The organism is Pseudomonas sp. NPDC089392 (genome assembly GCF_044749595.1).
GTDB lineage: Bacteria > Pseudomonadota > Gammaproteobacteria > Pseudomonadales > Pseudomonadaceae > Aquipseudomonas.
On the sequence record NZ_JBIVIF010000004.1, the window covers coordinates 1 to 17166 of the forward strand.

Below are 17166 nucleotides of genomic sequence, written 5' to 3' on the forward strand. Positions count from 1 at the left end.
AGAGGTATCTCTCGGTTATCTGAAAGTCTCAGTCAGAGATCAGCGCTGGCGGGCTGAACTCTGATTTTGAGTTTTCACACAGCCTGTGTAGGAGCGGCCTTCTGTCGCGATGGGCCGCACAGCGGCCCCGGCAATTTATCAGGTACAGCTGAAATCCCGGGGCTGCTTTGCAGCCCATCGCGACACAAGGCCGCTCCTACAGGGACCGCGCCAACCTCGAATTTAGTGTTTTCAGACCTTTCCTACGCACCACCAAGATGCTACCTACATTTATCCCCGCCTCGAAACATCCAGCAAAAAGCCATCATTTTGCCTGCGCAAACGTTTAACTTCGCCAAAAGTTACACCGATGCGACATCCATGTACGCCCGTACCACTTTTCTGGCGCCAACTATCCTTGTGTGTATTGCATTGGGAACACCCCTGCATAAGTATCCTCAGGTCGGCTCACGAGGCCACCTCATCCGAAAAATGACAACAATGAGGCCACCATGCTCAAACACGCAGTCATTCCGTTCCTGCTAGGTGCAGGCTTGCTCACCGGTGCACCGTCGGCCCTGGCCGCGTCCAACCTGGTGTTCTGCTCCGAAGGCAGCCCGGCCGGCCTCGACCCGGGGCAGTACACCACCGGCACCGACTTCGACGCCTCGGCCGAGACCGTGTTCAACCGCCTGACCCAGTTCGAACGCGGCGGCACTGCGGTAATCCCGGGCCTGGCGACCAAATGGGAAGTGTCCGACGACGGCAAGACCTACACCTTCCACCTGCGCGATGGGGTGAAGTTCCACACCACCGACTACTTCAAGCCAACCCGCGCATTCAACGCCGACGACGTGCTGTTCACCTTCAACCGCATGCTCGACAAGGACCACCCGTTCCGCAAGGCCTACCCCACCGAGTTCCCGTACTTCACCGACATGGGCATGGACAAGAACATCGCCAAGCTGGAGAAACTCGACGAGCACACGGTCAAGTTCACCCTCAACGAAGTCGACGCCGCGTTCATCCAGAACCTGGCCATGAGCTTCGCCTCCATCCAGTCCGCCGAATACGCCGACCAGCTGCTCAAGGACGGCAAGGCCGCCGACATCAACCAGAAGCCGATCGGCACCGGCCCGTTCGTGTTCAGCAAGTACCAGAAGGACGCGCAGATCCGCTTCAAGGGCAACAAGGACTACTGGCGGCCCGATGACGTGAAGATCGACAACCTGATCTTCGCCATCACCACCGATGCCTCGGTGCGCATGCAGAAGCTGAAGAAGAACGAATGCCAGGTCACCCTGTTCCCGCGCCCGGCCGACATCGAGCCGCTGAAGGCCGACAAGAACCTGCAAATGCCACAGCAGGCGGGCTTCAACCTCGGCTACATCGCCTACAACGTGATGGACAAGATCAAGGGCAGCAACGAACCCAACCCCATGGCCCAGCTGAAGGTACGCCAGGCGCTGGACATGGCCGTGGACAAGAAAAAGATCATCGAGTCGGTCTACCAGGGTGCCGGCCAGCTGGCGGTCAACGCCATGCCGCCGACCCAGTGGTCCTATGACGACAGCATCCAGGACGCCCCCTTCGACCCTGAGAAGGCCAAACAGCTGCTCAAGGAAGCCGGAGTCAAGGACGGCACCGAAATCACCCTATGGGCCATGCCGGTGCAGCGCCCGTACAACCCCAATGCCAAGCTGATGGCGGAAATGCTGCAGTCCGACTGGGCCAAGATCGGCATCAAGGCGAAAATCGTCAGCTACGAATGGGGCGAGTACATCAAACGCTCCAAAGGCGGTGAACAGGGCGCCATGCTGATCGGCTGGAGCGGTGACAACGGTGACCCGGACAACTGGCTGGGCACCCTCTACGGTTGCGATGCCATCGACGGCAACAACTTCTCCAAGTGGTGCTTCAAGCCCTACGACGACCTGATCAAGCAGGCCAAGGCCACTTCCGACCAGGCCAAGCGCACCGAGCTGTACCAGCAGGCACAGCACATCCTCAAGGAGCAGGTACCGATCACCCCGATCGCCCACTCCACCGTCTACCAGCCCATGAGCGTCAAGGTGAAGGACTTCAAGATCAGCCCGTTCGCGCTGAACTCCTTCTACGGCGTCAGCGTGGACAAATAGGGTAGCCCCGGCACCCGTCAAGCGGCGGGTGCCCTTCACCCTCACCACCTCTTCATGTCGTCCTGCGGCCATCCGCTGCGGGGTCGGCGAACTGTTGCCGCCATTCGTACCCCGAAGCGGTGCAAACAGATGAAAAAGGATTTGCCATGCGCCACGCTACCCGCCTTTCCGCTCTGCTGGCCCTGGGCCTGTTCAGCCAATCCCCGGCCCTGCTGGCCAGCAACCTGGTGTTCTGCTCCGAGGGCAGCCCTGCCGGCTTCGACACCGCCCAGTACACCACGGCCACCGACAACGACGCCGCCGAGCCGATCTACAACCGCCTGGTCGAGTTCGAGCGCGGCGGTACCGCCGTGCACCCCGCCCTGGCAAGCCGCTGGGACGTGTCCGAGGATGGCCTGCGCTACACCTTCCACCTGCGTAAAGGGGTGAAGTTCCACAGCAACAAGGCCTTTACCCCCAGCCGTGACTTCAACGCCGACGATGTGCTGTTCACCTTCAACCGCATGCTCGACAAGGGCCACCCGTTCCGCCAGGCCTACCCGACAGAATTCCCCTACTTCATCAGCATGGGCCTGGACAAAAACATCGCCCGTGTCGAGAAGAGCGACCCGCTGACCGTGGTGTTCACCCTGAACACGGTCGATGCCGCCTTCATCCAGAACCTGGCCATGAGCTTCGCTTCGATTCTCTCTGCCGAATACGCCGAGCAGCTGCTGGCCAGCGGTCGCCCCAGCGACATCAACCAGCAACCGATCGGCACCGGACCGTTCGTGTTCCAGCGTTACCAGAAGGACTCGCAAATCCGCTACAAGGGCAACAAGGCCTATTGGGCACCGAACGAAGTCAAGATCGACAACCTGGTGTTCTCGATCAACGTCGACCCCTCGGTGCGCATCCAGAAGCTGCGCCGCAACGAATGCCAGGTCACCCTGCACCCACGCCCGGCGGACCTGCCGGCGCTCAAGGCCGACAGCAAGCTGCAGGTGCTGCAACAGCCCGGCTTCAACCTTGGCTACATCGCCTACAACACCCAGCACCCACCGTTCGACCGCCTGGAAGTGCGCCAGGCGATGGACATGGCTGTGAACAAGGAAGCCATCATCCAGGCGGTGTACCAGGATTCCGGCCAGTTGGCGGTCAACGCCATGCCACCGACCCAGTGGTCTTATGACGAAAGCCTCAAGGACGCGCCCTACGACCCGGAAAAGGCCAAACAGCTGCTGCAGCAGGCCGGGGTCAAGCCAGGCACCGAAGTCACCCTGTGGGCCATGCCGGTGCAACGCCCCTACAACCCAAACGCCAAGCTGATGGCTGAAATGCTCCAGTCCGACTGGAACAAGCTCGGCTTCAAGGTGCGCATCGTCAGCTACGAATGGGGCGAATACATCAAGCGCATGAAAAGCGGCGAGCACGACATTGCCCTGATCGGCTGGACCGGTGACAACGGCGACCCGGACAACTGGCTGGGCACCCTCTATAGCTGCGATGCCATTGGCAGCAACAACTATTCGCTGTGGTGCGACCCGCAGTACGACAGCCTGGTCAAGCAGGCCAAGCAGGTCACCGACCAAGCACAGCGCAGCGCCCTGTACCAGCAGGCCCAGCAGCGGCTCAAGCAACAGGTGCCGATTACCCCGGTGGCCCATTCCACGGTGAACCAGCCGCTTAGCGTCAAGGTTTCCCAGTTCAAGGTCAGCCCGTTTGGGCGCAATGATTTTTCCGGTGTGAGTGTTGATTAAGCGTTAACCGGGACCGGCCTCTTCGCTCCCACAGGATTACTACAGGTTCGGCATTAGCGCCCTACCTGTGGGAGCGGGCTTGCCCGCGAAAGGGCCAGCACAGCCAACACAACGCCCCAAATTAAGCCCGGCGATCCCGTGGCAACCCTGGCAACACCGCAGCAAGCACCCGGCCCACAAGGCCGGCAATAACTAGAAAATAAAGGGAGCTTTAACCTTGAGAGTATTCACCTTGACCGCACTGGCCTTATCCATCAGTGCATTGACCACCGTGGCCCAGGCCGACCCGCAAAGCCAGGACTTCATCCCCATCACCCTGAAAAGCGACAGCGCGCAAGCCCAGGCCAGCGGCTTCATCGACGGCCAGAGCGTATCCGGCAGCACCCGCAACTGGTACGCCCGCGAACGCGCCGCACGCGCTCCGCTGTGGCGCTACTACAAGAACGACGGCACCCGCCACGATACCCATAGCCGCGAGAACTGGGTGCAAGGCACCATCCTCAACTACAGCTCCGGCTTCACCGAAGGCACCGTGGGCATCGCCGTAGAGGCCGCCGGCTACAACGCCGTCGCCTTGCAACAGAGCCGTGAATCGGTCGCCGGCCCCAACAACCGAACGCTCACCCATAGCGATGGCGACCCCATCGGCCAGTGGAGCAAACTGGGCCTGGGCAACATCAAGGCACGCGTGTCCAACACCACCCTCACCCTCGGCCGCCAGGCGGTGGACACGCCGATGATCGCCTACATCGGCAACCGCGCCCTGCCGTCGAGCTTCCAGGGCGCGTTCCTGCACAGCGCCGAATTCGACAACCTCAGCTTCGACCTGGGCACCTTCGACCGCGTCTCGCCACGTACCGAACAAAGCCTCAGCAAGTTCCGCAGCGAGTACAGCGCCACCGGCGTGGAAACCGACCGTGCCAGCACCGCCGGCATCAACTATCAGCCGCTCAAGAGCCTGAGCACCAGCCTGTACGCGACCAAGGTCGACGACTTCTGGAACCAGTACTACTTCGGCGCCAACCATGTGCTCGGCGACAGCGCGGTGCTCAGCCTGAGCACCGGCCTGAACTACTACAAGACCGTCGACGCCGGCAGCCAGAAGATGGGCAAGATCGACAACGACACCTACAGCCTGTCGCTCGACCTGACCCACCAGGCCCACACCCTCGGCGCCTCGTGGCAGCAGGTCAACGGCAACGAGTACTTCGACTACCTGCACGAAACCAACGGCATTTACCTGGCCAACTCGCTGCTGTCGGACTTCAACGGTCCCAACGAGAAGTCGCTGAAGATCTCCTACGTGCTGAACATGGCGCCGTATGGCCTGCCAGGGCTGAAGTTCAACCTGTACAACGCCCGCGGCTGGGGCATCGACGGCACTCACTACCGGGGTACCGCCTATGACGTGAAAGGTCTGGATGGCGAAAACCACTACGAGTGGGGCATCGGCACCAGCTATGCAGTGCAGAGCGGGCCGCTGAAAGACACCAGCATCCGCGCCACCTACACCACCCACCGCGCCAGCAAGGCGCAGGGCGACGGTAGCCTGGACGAGTTCCGCGTGGTGACCACCATTCCGTTCAACATTCTCTGACCGTTGGCGCCACGGCCCGCTTCGTTGCAGGCCGTGGCGGCTACGCTGGAATCAATGCACGCAGGGAGACTCAAACCCATGCAGAGAGCTTTCATCAAATCGCTACCGCTACGCCTGACCCTGGCAGCACTGGTGCTGGGCAGCGCCACGCAACTGGCGGCCAAACCACTGGTGGTATGCACCGAAGCCAGCCCGGAAGGGTTCGACGTTGTCCAGTACACCACTGGGGTTACCTTCGATGCCACCGCCGAAACGCTGTTCAACCGCCTGGTCGACTTCAAGCCCGGCACCACCGACATAGAGCCGGCCTTGGCCGAACGCTGGGACATTTCAGCGGACGGGCTGACTTACACCTTTCACTTGCGACAGGGCGTGAAATTCCACAGCACCGACTACTTTACCCCCACCCGCGAATTCAACGCCGACGACGTGCTGTGGAGCCTACGCCGCCAACTCGACCCGGCGCACCCGTGGCACGACAAGACCAGCGTCGGCTACCCGTATTTCGAAAGCATGGCCTTCAGGGACTTGCTCAAGTCGGTGGACAAGACCGACGACCACACCGTAGTGATCACCCTCACCCGCCCGGAAGCGCCGTTCCTGCGTGACATGGCCATGGGCTTCACCTCGATCTACTCCGCCGAATACGGCAACCAGTTGCTCAAGGCTGGCAAGACCGCTGAGCTGAACAGCAAGCCGATCGGCACCGGCCCATTCATCTTCCAACGCTACAACAAGGACGCCCAAGTCCGCTTCAAGCCCAACCCGGACTACTTCCGTGGCAAGCCACCGGCCGATGCGCTGGTGTTCGCCATCGCCACCGACAGCAACGTGCGCCTGCAGAAGCTGCGCGCCAATGAATGCCAGGTTGCGCTGTATCCCAAGCCGGAAGACGTGCCGTCGATCAAGGCCGATCCCAGGCTCAAGGTAGCCGAGACCGAAGCGCTGGTAACCGGCTACATCGCCATGAACACCGAGCACAAATACCTCCGCGATGTGCGCGTGCGCAAAGCCATCAACATGGCCTTCGACCGCCAGACCCACGTCGACCAGCTCTTTGGCAAAGGCAACGCGCTGGTGGGCGTTAACCCCTACCCGCCGACCATGATCGGCTACAACAAGACCAACCAGAACCCGCCGCGTGACCTCGACAAGGCACGCGCCTTGCTCAAGGAAGCGGGCGTACCGCAAGGCACGGTAATCACCCTGTTCACCCGCAACGGCGGCGGCATGACCAACCCTAACCCGCGCCTGTCCGCCGAGATGCTGCAGGCCGACCTCAAGCAGATCGGCCTGAAGCTGGATATCCGCGTGATGGAATGGGCCGAAATGCTGCGCCGCGCCAAGAGAGGCGAAGCCGACCTGGTGTCAACCGGCTGGGCCGGCGACAACGGCGACCCGGACAACTTCCTCACCCCACTGCTCAGTTGCGAGGCGGCCAAGACCGGCGAGAACTATGCGCGCTGGTGCAACCCTGAGTTCCAGGAGCTGATCAGCCGCGCCCGCGAGGTGATCGACAACGACGAACGCGCAAGGCTCTATAGCGAGGCATTGAAGGTGTACGATGACGACCAACCCTGGATCAGCATGGCCCACCCCAAGGTGTTCACCGCCATGCGTGACAACGTGGAGGGCTACGTGATCAGCCCTCTAGCCAAAAACAACTTCGCCACCACCAAGGTGAAGTAGAACAACAACGACCGCCGGCAACCCACACGGGGACCGGCGGCACCGCCGTCGCGCGCCGCTGGCCGCACGGACTGATGAGGTAACCCCGACAATGTTGAGTTTTATTGCCCGGCGCCTTGGCCTGCTGATACCGACCTTTTTCGGCATCACCTTGCTCACCTTCGCGCTCATACGCCTGATCCCCGGCGACCCGGTGGAAGTGATGATGGGCGAGCGCAGGGTCGACCCCGAAATGCATGCCCAGGCCATGGAGCGCCTGGGCCTGAACAAGCCATTGCCGGTCCAGTACCTGGACTACGTCGGCAAGCTGGCCCAGGGCGACCTTGGTGAATCGCTGCGTACCCGCGAAAGCGTGTGGACCGAGTTCCTCACCCTGTTCCCGGCCACCCTCGAACTGGCCTTCGCCGCCCTGCTGTTCGCCGGCATCGTCGGCCTGCTGGCCGGGGTGATCGCCGCGCTCAAGCGCGGTTCGCTGTTCGACCACGGGGTGATGGGCATATCGCTGGCCGGCTATTCGATGCCGATCTTCTGGTGGGGCCTGATCCTGATCATGTTCTTCTCGGTAAGCCTGGGCTGGACCCCGGTGTCCGGGCGCATCGACCTGCTTTACGACATCGAGCCGAAAACCGGTTTCATGCTCATCGACACCCTGCTCAGCGACGAGGAAGGCGCGTTCAAAGACGCGGTGATGCACCTGATCCTGCCGGCCATCGTGCTCGGCACCATCCCGCTGGCGGTGATCGCCCGCATGACCCGCTCGTCGATGCTCGAAGTGCTGCGCGAAGACTACATCCGCACCGCCCGCGCCAAAGGCCTGTCGCCGGCCCGCGTGGTGTTCGTGCATGGCCTGCGCAATGCGCTGATCCCGGTACTGACCGTGTTCGGCCTGCAAGTCGGCACGCTGCTGGCTGGTGCAGTGCTGACCGAAACCATCTTCTCCTGGCCGGGCATCGGCAAATGGCTGATCGAAGCCATCGGTGCCCGTGACTACCCCGTGGTCCAGAACGGCATCCTGTTGATCGCCTGCCTGGTAATCCTGGTCAACTTTGTCGTGGACATCCTCTACGGCCTGGCCAACCCACGCATCCGTCATCAGCGCTGAGGCCCTTGCCATGACTAGCCCGATTCCGAAATCCGTGTCGCCGGCAAGCCCGGTGGACCAAAGCCTGCTCTACCCCTCGCCGTACAAAGAATTCTGGCAAGCCTTCGCGCGCAACAAAGGCGCGGTGATGGGCCTGGCCTTCATGACCCTGGTGGTGTTCTGCGCGCTGTTCGCGCCGTGGGTTGCCCCGCATGACCCCAGCGAGCAGTACCGCGACTTCCTGCTGACCCCGCCGGTATGGCTGGAAGGCGGCACCTGGCAGTTCATCCTTGGCACCGACGAACTCGGCCGCGACCTGCTTTCACGGCTGATTCAGGGTGCACGGCTGTCATTGCTGATCGGCCTGTCGTCGGTGGTGATGTCGCTGATCCCGGGCATCCTGATGGGCCTGCTGGCCGGTTTCTTCCCGCAATTGCTCGGCCCGTCGATCATGCGCCTGATGGACGTGATGCTGGCCTTGCCTTCGCTGCTGCTGGCAGTGGCCATCGTCGCCATCCTCGGCCCTGGCCTGATCAACACGGTGATCGCCATCGCCATCGTTTCGCTGCCCTCGTATGTGCGCCTGACCCGCGCCGCCGTGATGGGCGAACTGAACCGCGACTATGTCACCGCCGCCCGCCTGGCCGGCGCCGGGCTGCCACGGCTGATGTTCGTCACCGTGCTGCCCAACTGCATGGCACCGCTGATCGTGCAGGCCACCCTGAGTTTCTCCTCGGCAATCCTCGATGCCGCCGCACTGGGCTTCCTCGGCCTCGGCGTACAGCCGCCAACCCCCGAGTGGGGCACCATGCTGGCGTCGGCCCGTGACTACATCGAGCGCGCCTGGTGGGTGGTGAGCCTGCCCGGCCTGACCATTCTGCTCAGTGTGCTGGCAATCAACCTGATGGGCGACGGCCTGCGCGATGCGCTGGACCCGAAACTCAAGAACGCCGCCTGAGGAGAACGCCATGTCACTGTTGCAGATCAACAACCTGAATGTGCGCTTCGGCGACGCCAATGCGGTACCGGTGGTCGATGGCCTGGACCTGGCGGTGGAGGCCGGCGAGATCCTGGCCATCGTCGGCGAATCCGGCTCGGGCAAATCGGTCACCATGATGGCCCTGATGGGCCTGATCGATGCGCCCGGGCGCATCACCGCCGACGCGCTCACCTTCGACGGCACCAACATGCTCAAGCTCAGCGGCCGCCAGCGGCGCAAAGTGGTGGGCAAGGACATCGCCATGGTCTTCCAGGACCCGATGACCGCGCTCAACCCCAGCTATACCGTGGGCTACCAGATTGAAGAAGTGCTGCGCCAGCACCTGGGCCTGAAGGGCAAGGCCGCGCGCCAGCGTGCCCTGGAGCTGCTGAAAAAGGTCGAGATCCCGGCTGCGGAAAGCCGCCTGGATGCCTACCCGCACCAGCTGTCCGGCGGCATGAGCCAGCGTGTGGCGATTGCCATGGCAATTGCCGGCGAACCCAAGCTGCTGATCGCCGACGAACCGACCACCGCGCTGGACGTGACCATCCAGGCGCAGATCATGGAGCTGCTGGTCAACCTGCAGAAAGAGCGCAACATGGCGCTCATCCTGATCACCCACGACCTTGCCGTGGTTGCCGAAACGGCCAAGCGGGTGTGCGTGATGTACGCCGGCCAGGCCGTGGAAGTGGGCCAGGTGCCGGAGCTGTTCGACGTCCCCGCCCACCCTTACAGCGAAGCCCTGCTGGCGGCGATCCCCGAGCACAGCATCGGCGCCGAACGCCTGGCCACCCTGCCCGGCATCGTTCCCGGCCGCTACGACCGCCCCGTCGGCTGCCTGTTGTCGCCGCGCTGCCCCTACGTGCAGGACAACTGCCGGCGCCAGCGCCCGCCCCTTGACCCACAGGCCCATAGCCTGGTGCGCTGCTTCTACCCGCTGAACCAGGAGGTGGCGTAATGGCCGTCGTTCTATCCGCCCGGGAGCTGACCCGGCATTACGAAGTCTCCCGCGGGCTGTTCAAGGGCCATGCCCTGGTCCGTGCGCTGAATGGCGTGTCATTCGAACTGGAGGCCGGCAAGACCCTGGCCGTGGTTGGCGAGTCCGGCTGCGGCAAGTCGACCCTGGCCCGCGCCCTGACCCTGATCGAAGAGCCGTCCTCCGGCTCGTTGCAAATTGCCGGCACCGAGGTGAAGGGCGCCAGCAAGGCCGAGCGCAAGCAACTGCGCCGCGACGTGCAGATGGTGTTCCAGAGCCCCTACGCCTCGCTCAACCCCCGGCAGAAGATTGGTGACCAGCTGGCCGAGCCGCTGCTGATCAACACTTCGCTAAGCAAGGCCGAGCGCCGCGAAAAGGTGCAGAAGATGATGGAGCAGGTCGGCCTACGCCCCGAGCACTACCAACGCTACCCGCACATGTTCTCCGGTGGCCAGCGCCAGCGTATCGCCCTGGCCCGGGCGATGATGCTGCAGCCCAAGGTGCTGGTGGCGGACGAGCCGACCTCGGCGCTGGACGTGTCGATCCAGGCCCAGGTGCTGAACCTGTTCATGGATTTGCAGAAGGAGTTCAACACCGCCTACGTGTTCATTTCGCACAACCTGGCAGTGGTGCGGCATGTGGCGGACCAGGTGCTGGTGATGTACCTGGGGCGGCCGGCGGAAATGGGGCCGAAGGAGGACATCTACGAGAAGCCGCTGCACCCGTATACCCAGGCGCTGCTGTCGGCGACACCGGCGATTCACCCTGATCCGTTGAAGCCGAAGATACGCATTGCCGGGGAGCTACCGAACCCGCTTGATCCGCCGGATGGGTGTGCGTTTCACAAGCGCTGCCCGTATGCGACCGAGCGTTGTGCCAAGGAGGTGCCGGCATTGCGACAGGTGAGTACTCGGCAAGTGGCTTGTCACTATGCCGAGCAGTTTCTTTAGCCTTTAGATAGCCGGGGCTGCTTTGCAGCCCATCGCGACACAAGGCCGCTCCTACAAGGAACCGCGATCTCCTGTAGGAGCGGCCTTGTGTCGCGATGGGCCGCAAAGCGGCCCCAAAAATCTCAATGCATGAAGAACCAGATCAGGATAATCACCGGAATCGGCACACCAATCATCCAGAGCAATATCGAGCGCATGGCCTTTCTCCTTGTTCGATGTTGAACAGACCGGTGCACTCGCCATGCCATCCCTGTCAAAAAATCACTCTCAACCGAATCAACGGCTTACTGCCCAAGCCGCTTGCCAAAACCGTGCAATTTGCCAGATCCCCACCCTTGCACCTGGGTGTTCTGCAATGCACTATCAGGCGCATGACCGCCACCACCCTCCCCGACGGCCCCGAGCAAACCCCGCTCACCGCCGACACCGTGCTGCGCTACCACCAGTGCTGGAAGCACCGCGACCTCGACGGCGTCATCGCGCTCTACCACCCCGACATCCAGTACCACGACTTCTTCCAGAACCGCGTGCTCGGCTACCAGGAACTGCGCAACTACGTGCGTGCCTGCCTGCCCCACGAAGCCGGTGAGGACATCGTCCACAGCGACCGCATCCGCGTCGATGGCTGCACGGCGTTCATCCAGTACCAGGTCACAGTGCAGGGCGGGGACGGCCTGGTGGCGTTCCAGTCCAGTGAGGCGATCACCGTCAAGGACGGCCTGATCTGGCGGGTCAACGAATACGCCACACTGGTTCGCCAAAGCGGCAGCGGTCAAGCCAGCACAGGCCCGCGCCCGGCCACCAGCCGCCTGGGCCTGTCGCCGCGGCAGCTGTCGACCATGGCCCAGGACCTGGAACACTACTTCCAGCGCCAGCGCCCCTACCTGGACCCGGAGCTGGACCTGCAGCAGGTAGCAGAGGCCAGTGGCTACAGCCGCAACCAGATCTCCTACCTGCTCAACCAGGTGCTCGGGCAAAGCTTCTACCGCTACGTCAACCAGGCCCGCCTGCAGCACCTGATGGCCAGCCTTGACGACGATAGCGTCGAAGCGGCAATCGACGACCTGGCGTTCAACGCCGGTTTCAACTCGCTGTCGGCGTTCTACAAGTGCTTCCGCGAACACACCGGGCTCACGCCCAAGGCCTACCTGAAGCAAATTTCCCTGCGTGCACGCACGTAAGACAGCCGCCCGCCGACACCACTAGGATCGCCCACAGACCTTTACGGATGTGGAGCCAAACCCGATGCAACCCCTGCGCACGCTCAGCCTGTGGATGGACCAGCTCGACGAGCCACTGTGCGCGCGCCCGGCCCTGCGTGAAGACCTGGACGCGGATGTGTGCATCATCGGCGCCGGCTATACCGGCCTGTGGACCGCCTACTACCTCAAGCGCCAGGCGCCGCAGCTGAACATTGCAGTCATCGATGCCAACATCGCCAGCTTCGGCGCCTCCGGGCGCAACGGCGGCTGGCTGATGGGCAACCTGCTCGGCGAAGACCGCCTGCTCGCCACTCTGTCGCCGCAACAACGCCGCGCCAGCATCGACCTGCTGCACGGCATACCCGATGAAGTGCACAGCGTGCTGCAACGCGAAGGCATCGACTGCGACTACCGTAAAGGCGGTGTGCTGTATTGCGCCGCACGCTACCCGGAACAGGAGCGCAGCCTGCGCGCCTACCTCGACGACCTTTACCGTCAAGGCATGACCGAGGATGACTACCGCTGGTTGCGCCCCGAGCAGCTGGACGCGCAACTGCGCGTCAGCAACGCCTATGGCGCCATCTACAGCCCGCACACCGCGACCATCCAACCCGCCAAACTGGCGCGTGGCCTGGCCCGGGCAGTGGAAGCGCTGGGGGTACCGATCTACGAGAACACCCCGGCCATCGTCTGGCAGCCCGGCGAAGTACGCACCCCGCTGGCACGCATTCGCTGCCAGTGGATGGTGCCGGCCGTGGAGGGCTACGCCGCCAGCCTGCCGCCACTGGGCAAGCATCAATTGCCGGTACAGAGCCTGCTGGTGGCCACCGAGCCGCTGCCGGAGGCCACCTGGGAGCAGATCGGCCTGAGCGAGGGCCAGGCTTTCAGCGAAAGCAGCCGCCAGGTCACCTACGGCCAGCGCACCGCCGACAACCGCCTGGTATTCGGTGCCCGCGGTGGCTACCGCTTCGGTGGCCGCCTGCGAGAGAACTTCAACCTCGATGAGCACGAAATCGAACTGCGCCGCTACCTGTTTGGCGAGCTGTTCCCGCAGCTGAAGCATGTACGCATCAGCCATTCCTGGGGCGGCAACCTGGGCATGGCGCGGCGCTTCCGCCCGCACATGCTCTGCGACCGCCAGCGCGGCATTGCCCTGGCTGGCGGCTACGGTGGTGAAGGCGTCGGCGCCACCAACCTGGGCGGGCGCACCCTGGCGGCACTGATCCTCAACCAGCACAACCACCTCACCGCGCAGCCCTGGGTACTCGACAACCGTCCCGTTTCGAGCCTGGCCAGCTGGCCACCCGAACCCTGCCGCTGGCTGGGCTACAACGCGATCATCCAGAGCTTCGTCCACGAGGACCGGACCCTCGCCAACCCTGCCAGTGCGTCGTGGAGGCGGCGCCTGGCCAGCTCCCTTGCGGACTTCATGGAAGGCTTCATGCACTGACTCCCCTTTCCCCGACACAGGATCCACCGGTCATGAGCATCACCCAGTTCAAACACACCGACAGCGCCGTGCTCGACAGCAGCAACCCGGTTGCGGTACCGCTTGGCGAACCCGTGGCCGTGACTTCGGTCACCTGCGTGGAGCGCAGCGACGGCGTCGAAACCGGCATCTGGGAGTGTACCCCCGGGCGCTGGCGGCGGCAGATCGTGCAGCAGGAGTTCTGCCATTTCATCAAGGGCCGCTGCAGCTTCACTCCCGATGGTGGCGAGACCCTGTTCATAGAAGCCGGAGACGCATTGGTGCTACCGGCCAACAGCACCGGCACCTGGGACATCCAGGTGACCGTGCGCAAGACCTACGTACTTATCTTCTGATCCGCTGATCGCCTGCCTTCGATAACAACAGACAAAGCAAGGTAACCCCGACATGCGCACGCTCCTTCTTGCCCCCCTGATGCTGGCCGCCAGCTTGGCCGGTGCCGCCGAAACGGTGAAGATCTACAACTGGTCCAGCTACGTCGCCCCCGACACGCTGAAGAACTTCCAGCAAGCCAGCGGCATCGTGCCCACCTACGACGTGTACGACAGCAACGAAACCCTCGACGGCAAGCTGATGACCGGCAACTCCGGCTACGACGTGGTGTTCCCCTCCAACCACTTCATGGCCCGGCAGATCCAGGGCAAGGCCCTGAAGCCGTTGGACAAGTCGCAGCTGCCCAGCTGGCACAACCTCAACCCGGTGTTGCTCAAGGCGCTGCAAGTGAACGACCCGGGCAACCAGTATGGCTTCCCGTACCTGTGGGGCAGTACCGGCATCGGCTACAACATCGACAAGGTCAAGGCTGTGCTCGGCGATAACGCGCCACTGGACTCGTGGGACCTGATCTTCAAGCCCGAGTACATGAGCAAGCTGAAAAGCTGCGGCGTCGCCGTGCTGGACAACGGCCCCGAGCTGCTGCCAATCGCCCTGCACTACCTGGGCCTGCCGCACCACAGCCAGAACCCGGCGGACTATGACAAGGCCAAGGCGCTGCTGATGCAGGTGCGGCCGTACATCAGCTACTTCCACTCGTCGAAGTACACCGGCGACCTGGCCAATGGCGATATCTGCGTGGTGGTGGGCTTCTCGGGGGATGTGCTGCAGGCGAAAAACCGTGCCGAAGAGGCGAACAACGGGGTGAAGGTGGGCTATTCGATACCCAAGGAGGGCGCGCCGATGTGGTTCGACATGGTGTCCATGCCAGCCGATGCGCCGGATGAAAAGGCCGGGTATGCCTACATGAATTACCTGCTGCAGCCGGAAGTGATGGCCAACATCAGTAACCACGTGCAGTACGCCAACGGCAACCTCAAGGCGGACGGGCTGGTGGAGCCGGCGATGAAGGGCAATACGATGATTTACCCGAGCGAGGAAGTGATGGGCAAGCTGTATGCGCTGCAGGCGATGCCGGCGAAGATCGACCGCATTCGCACCCGGATCTGGACCAGTATCAAAGCCGGGAACTAGTTTCGGGCGTTACACGATCCCAGTGTAGGAGCGGGTTTACCCGCGAATGCGATGTTGAATCTACCGACGCATTCGCGGGTAAACCCGCTCCTACACTGGGTGAGGTGCAGGCTTCCCGAATCAGTGGTGCTCGCGGGTCGCGCGGAACTTGATGTCCGGCCAGCGCTCTTCCATCAGCGCCAGGTTGACCCGGGTCGGCGCCAGGTAGGTCAGGTGCCCGCCACCGTCGATGGCCAGGTTTTCCATGGCCTTGGTCTGGAATTCCTCAAGCTTCTTCTTGTCATCGCAGCTGATCCAGCGCGCCGACCACACGGTGATTGGCTCGTAGGCGCACTCGACCTTGTACTCTTCCTTCAGGCGGCTGGCGACCACGTCGAACTGCAGCACACCGACCGCACCCAGGATGATGTCGTTGCTGCGCTCCGGGAAGAACACCTGGGTCGCACCCTCTTCTGCCAGCTGCTGCAGGCCCTGGCGCAGCTGCTTGGACTTCAGCGGGTCCTTCAGGCGCACGCGGCGGAACAGTTCCGGGGCGAAGTGCGGGATACCGGTGAAGCCCAGCGACTCGCCTTCGGTGAAGGTATCGCCAATCTGGATGGTGCCGTGGTTGTGCAGGCCGATGATGTCGCCGGCATAGGCCTCTTCCAGCTGCTCACGCTCGGAGGAGAAGAAGGTCAGCGCGTCGCCGATACGCAGGTCCTTGTTCAAGCGCACATGGCGCATCTTCATGCCCTTCTCGTACTTGCCCGAGCAAATGCGCATGAAGGCGATACGGTCGCGGTGTTTCGGGTCCATGTTCGCCTGGATCTTGAACACGAAGCCGGTGAACTTCTCTTCCACAGGCTCGACGGTACGCTCGTGGGCGATACGGCCCAGCGGGCGTGGCGCCCAGTCGACGACCGAGTCGAGCACATGGTCGACACCGAAGTTACCCAGTGCCGTACCGAAGAACACCGGGGTCAGCTGACCGTTGATGAACTCTTCCTGGTCGAACTCGTGGCAGGCGCCCTGCACCAGCTCCAGCTGCTCGACGAACGAGTCGTACTGGTCGCCCAGGTGGGCACGGGCTTCGTCCGAGTCCAGCTTCTGGATGATCTTGGCTTCGGTGCGCTCGTGGCCGTGGCCCGGGGTATAGACCACGATGTAGTCGCCGGTCAGGTGGTACACGCCCTTGAAGTCGCGGTAGCAACCGATCGGCCAGGTGATCGGCGCGGCCTTGATCTTCAGAACGGCTTCGATCTCGTCGAGCAGTTCGATCGGGTCGCGGATGTCACGGTCGAGTTTGTTGATGAAGCTGACAATCGGCGTGTCGCGCAGGCGGCACACGTCCATCAGGGCGATGGTCCGTGGCTCTACACCCTTACCGCCGTCGAGCACCATCAGCGCCGAGTCCACTGCGGTCAGGGTGCGGTAGGTGTCTTCCGAGAAGTCTTCGTGGCCGGGGGTATCGAGCAGGTTGATCATGTGCTCGCGGTACGGGAACTGCATCACCGAGGTGGTGATGGAGATGCCGCGCTGCTTCTCCATTTCCATCCAGTCGGAGGTGGCGTGGCGGTCGGACTTGCGCGACTTCACGGTACCGGCGACGGCAATGGCCTTGCCCATCAGCAGGAGCTTCTCGGTGATGGTGGTCTTACCGGCGTCGGGGTGGGAAATGATTGCGAAAGTGCGGCGCTTCGCGACTTCGGCGGCCTGGTTGGTCATGGGAAATCGCCTGACTGGGGGATTTAAAAGGGGCGATATCATACCTGAAGTTGGGCCTGGACCAAAACCTGGGGAATGAATGGCGCCTGTGCCGGCCTTTTCGCGGGTAAACCCGCTACTACACAGATTGCAAATGCCGTGCGGTCCTTGTAGGAGCGGGTTTACCCGCGAAAGGG

At 62.8% G+C, this 17166-nt stretch carries 13 protein-coding genes; 12 read left to right on the plus strand and 1 reads right to left on the minus strand.

All coding sequences use genetic code 11. The annotated features are described in order from the left end of the window. The first annotated feature begins 491 nt into the window (after nucleotides 1–491). The 12 genes from ACIP1G_RS05410 to ACIP1G_RS05465 all read left to right on the plus strand — a co-directional run bounded on the left by ACIP1G_RS05410 (nucleotide 492) and on the right by ACIP1G_RS05465 (nucleotide 15286). Nucleotides 492–2117, plus strand: a complete 1626-nt coding sequence (locus ACIP1G_RS05410; protein ID WP_400734528.1) for an ABC transporter substrate-binding protein — start codon at nucleotides 492–494, stop codon at nucleotides 2115–2117. A 146-nt stretch (nucleotides 2118–2263) separates the two neighbouring features. Continuing rightward, nucleotides 2264–3856: an ABC transporter substrate-binding protein gene (locus ACIP1G_RS05415; protein WP_400734530.1), complete on the plus strand. Its 1593-nt coding sequence runs from the start codon at nucleotides 2264–2266 to the stop codon at nucleotides 3854–3856. Between the two features lie 217 nt (nucleotides 3857–4073). Continuing rightward, nucleotides 4074–5453, plus strand: coding sequence for an OprD family porin (locus tag ACIP1G_RS05420; RefSeq protein WP_400734532.1), 1380 nt, complete (start codon nucleotides 4074–4076; stop codon nucleotides 5451–5453). Between the two features lie 78 nt (nucleotides 5454–5531). Beyond that, on the plus strand, nucleotides 5532–7142 hold the full coding sequence (locus tag ACIP1G_RS05425; RefSeq protein ID WP_400734534.1) for an ABC transporter substrate-binding protein: 1611 nt from the start codon (nucleotides 5532–5534) through the stop codon (nucleotides 7140–7142). Nucleotides 7143–7233: 91 nt separating this feature from the next. Further along, nucleotides 7234–8244 carry an ABC transporter permease subunit gene (locus ACIP1G_RS05430; protein ID WP_016485006.1) on the plus strand — a complete coding sequence of 337 codons (1011 nt, stop codon included), beginning with the start codon at nucleotides 7234–7236 and terminating at the stop codon, nucleotides 8242–8244. 10 nt (nucleotides 8245–8254) lie between these two features. Then, nucleotides 8255–9181, plus strand: coding sequence for an ABC transporter permease subunit (locus ACIP1G_RS05435; RefSeq protein ID WP_400734536.1), 927 nt, complete (start codon nucleotides 8255–8257; stop codon nucleotides 9179–9181). A 10-nt stretch (nucleotides 9182–9191) separates the two neighbouring features. Continuing rightward, nucleotides 9192–10160: an ABC transporter ATP-binding protein gene (locus tag ACIP1G_RS05440; RefSeq protein ID WP_400734538.1), complete on the plus strand. Its 969-nt coding sequence runs from the start codon at nucleotides 9192–9194 to the stop codon at nucleotides 10158–10160. Then, complete coding sequence (locus tag ACIP1G_RS05445) at nucleotides 10160–11128, plus strand: peptide ABC transporter ATP-binding protein (RefSeq protein WP_400734540.1); 969 nt, start codon at nucleotides 10160–10162, stop codon at nucleotides 11126–11128. The genes ACIP1G_RS05440 and ACIP1G_RS05445 overlap by 1 nt, the downstream gene beginning before the upstream one ends. Before the next feature lie 371 nt (nucleotides 11129–11499). Beyond that, nucleotides 11500–12309 carry a helix-turn-helix domain-containing protein gene (locus tag ACIP1G_RS05450; RefSeq protein WP_400734542.1) on the plus strand — a complete coding sequence of 270 codons (810 nt, stop codon included), beginning with the start codon at nucleotides 11500–11502 and terminating at the stop codon, nucleotides 12307–12309. A 64-nt stretch (nucleotides 12310–12373) separates the two neighbouring features. Continuing rightward, nucleotides 12374–13780, plus strand: coding sequence for an NAD(P)/FAD-dependent oxidoreductase (locus ACIP1G_RS05455; RefSeq protein ID WP_400734544.1), 1407 nt, complete (start codon nucleotides 12374–12376; stop codon nucleotides 13778–13780). A 32-nt stretch (nucleotides 13781–13812) separates the two neighbouring features. Continuing rightward, a complete protein-coding gene (locus ACIP1G_RS05460) occupies nucleotides 13813–14154 on the plus strand; it encodes a cupin domain-containing protein (RefSeq protein WP_400734546.1) in 342 nt (113 codons plus the stop codon). Nucleotides 14155–14206: 52 nt separating this feature from the next. After that, a complete protein-coding gene (locus ACIP1G_RS05465) occupies nucleotides 14207–15286 on the plus strand; it encodes a polyamine ABC transporter substrate-binding protein (RefSeq protein ID WP_400734548.1) in 1080 nt (359 codons plus the stop codon). Between the two features lie 120 nt (nucleotides 15287–15406). On the opposite strand, the gene ACIP1G_RS05470 is transcribed toward ACIP1G_RS05465, so the two are convergent. Then, nucleotides 15407–16990 carry a peptide chain release factor 3 gene (locus ACIP1G_RS05470; protein ID WP_400734550.1) on the minus strand — a complete coding sequence of 528 codons (1584 nt, stop codon included), beginning with the start codon at nucleotides 16988–16990 and terminating at the stop codon, nucleotides 15407–15409. Nucleotides 16991–17166 lie beyond the last annotated feature (176 nt).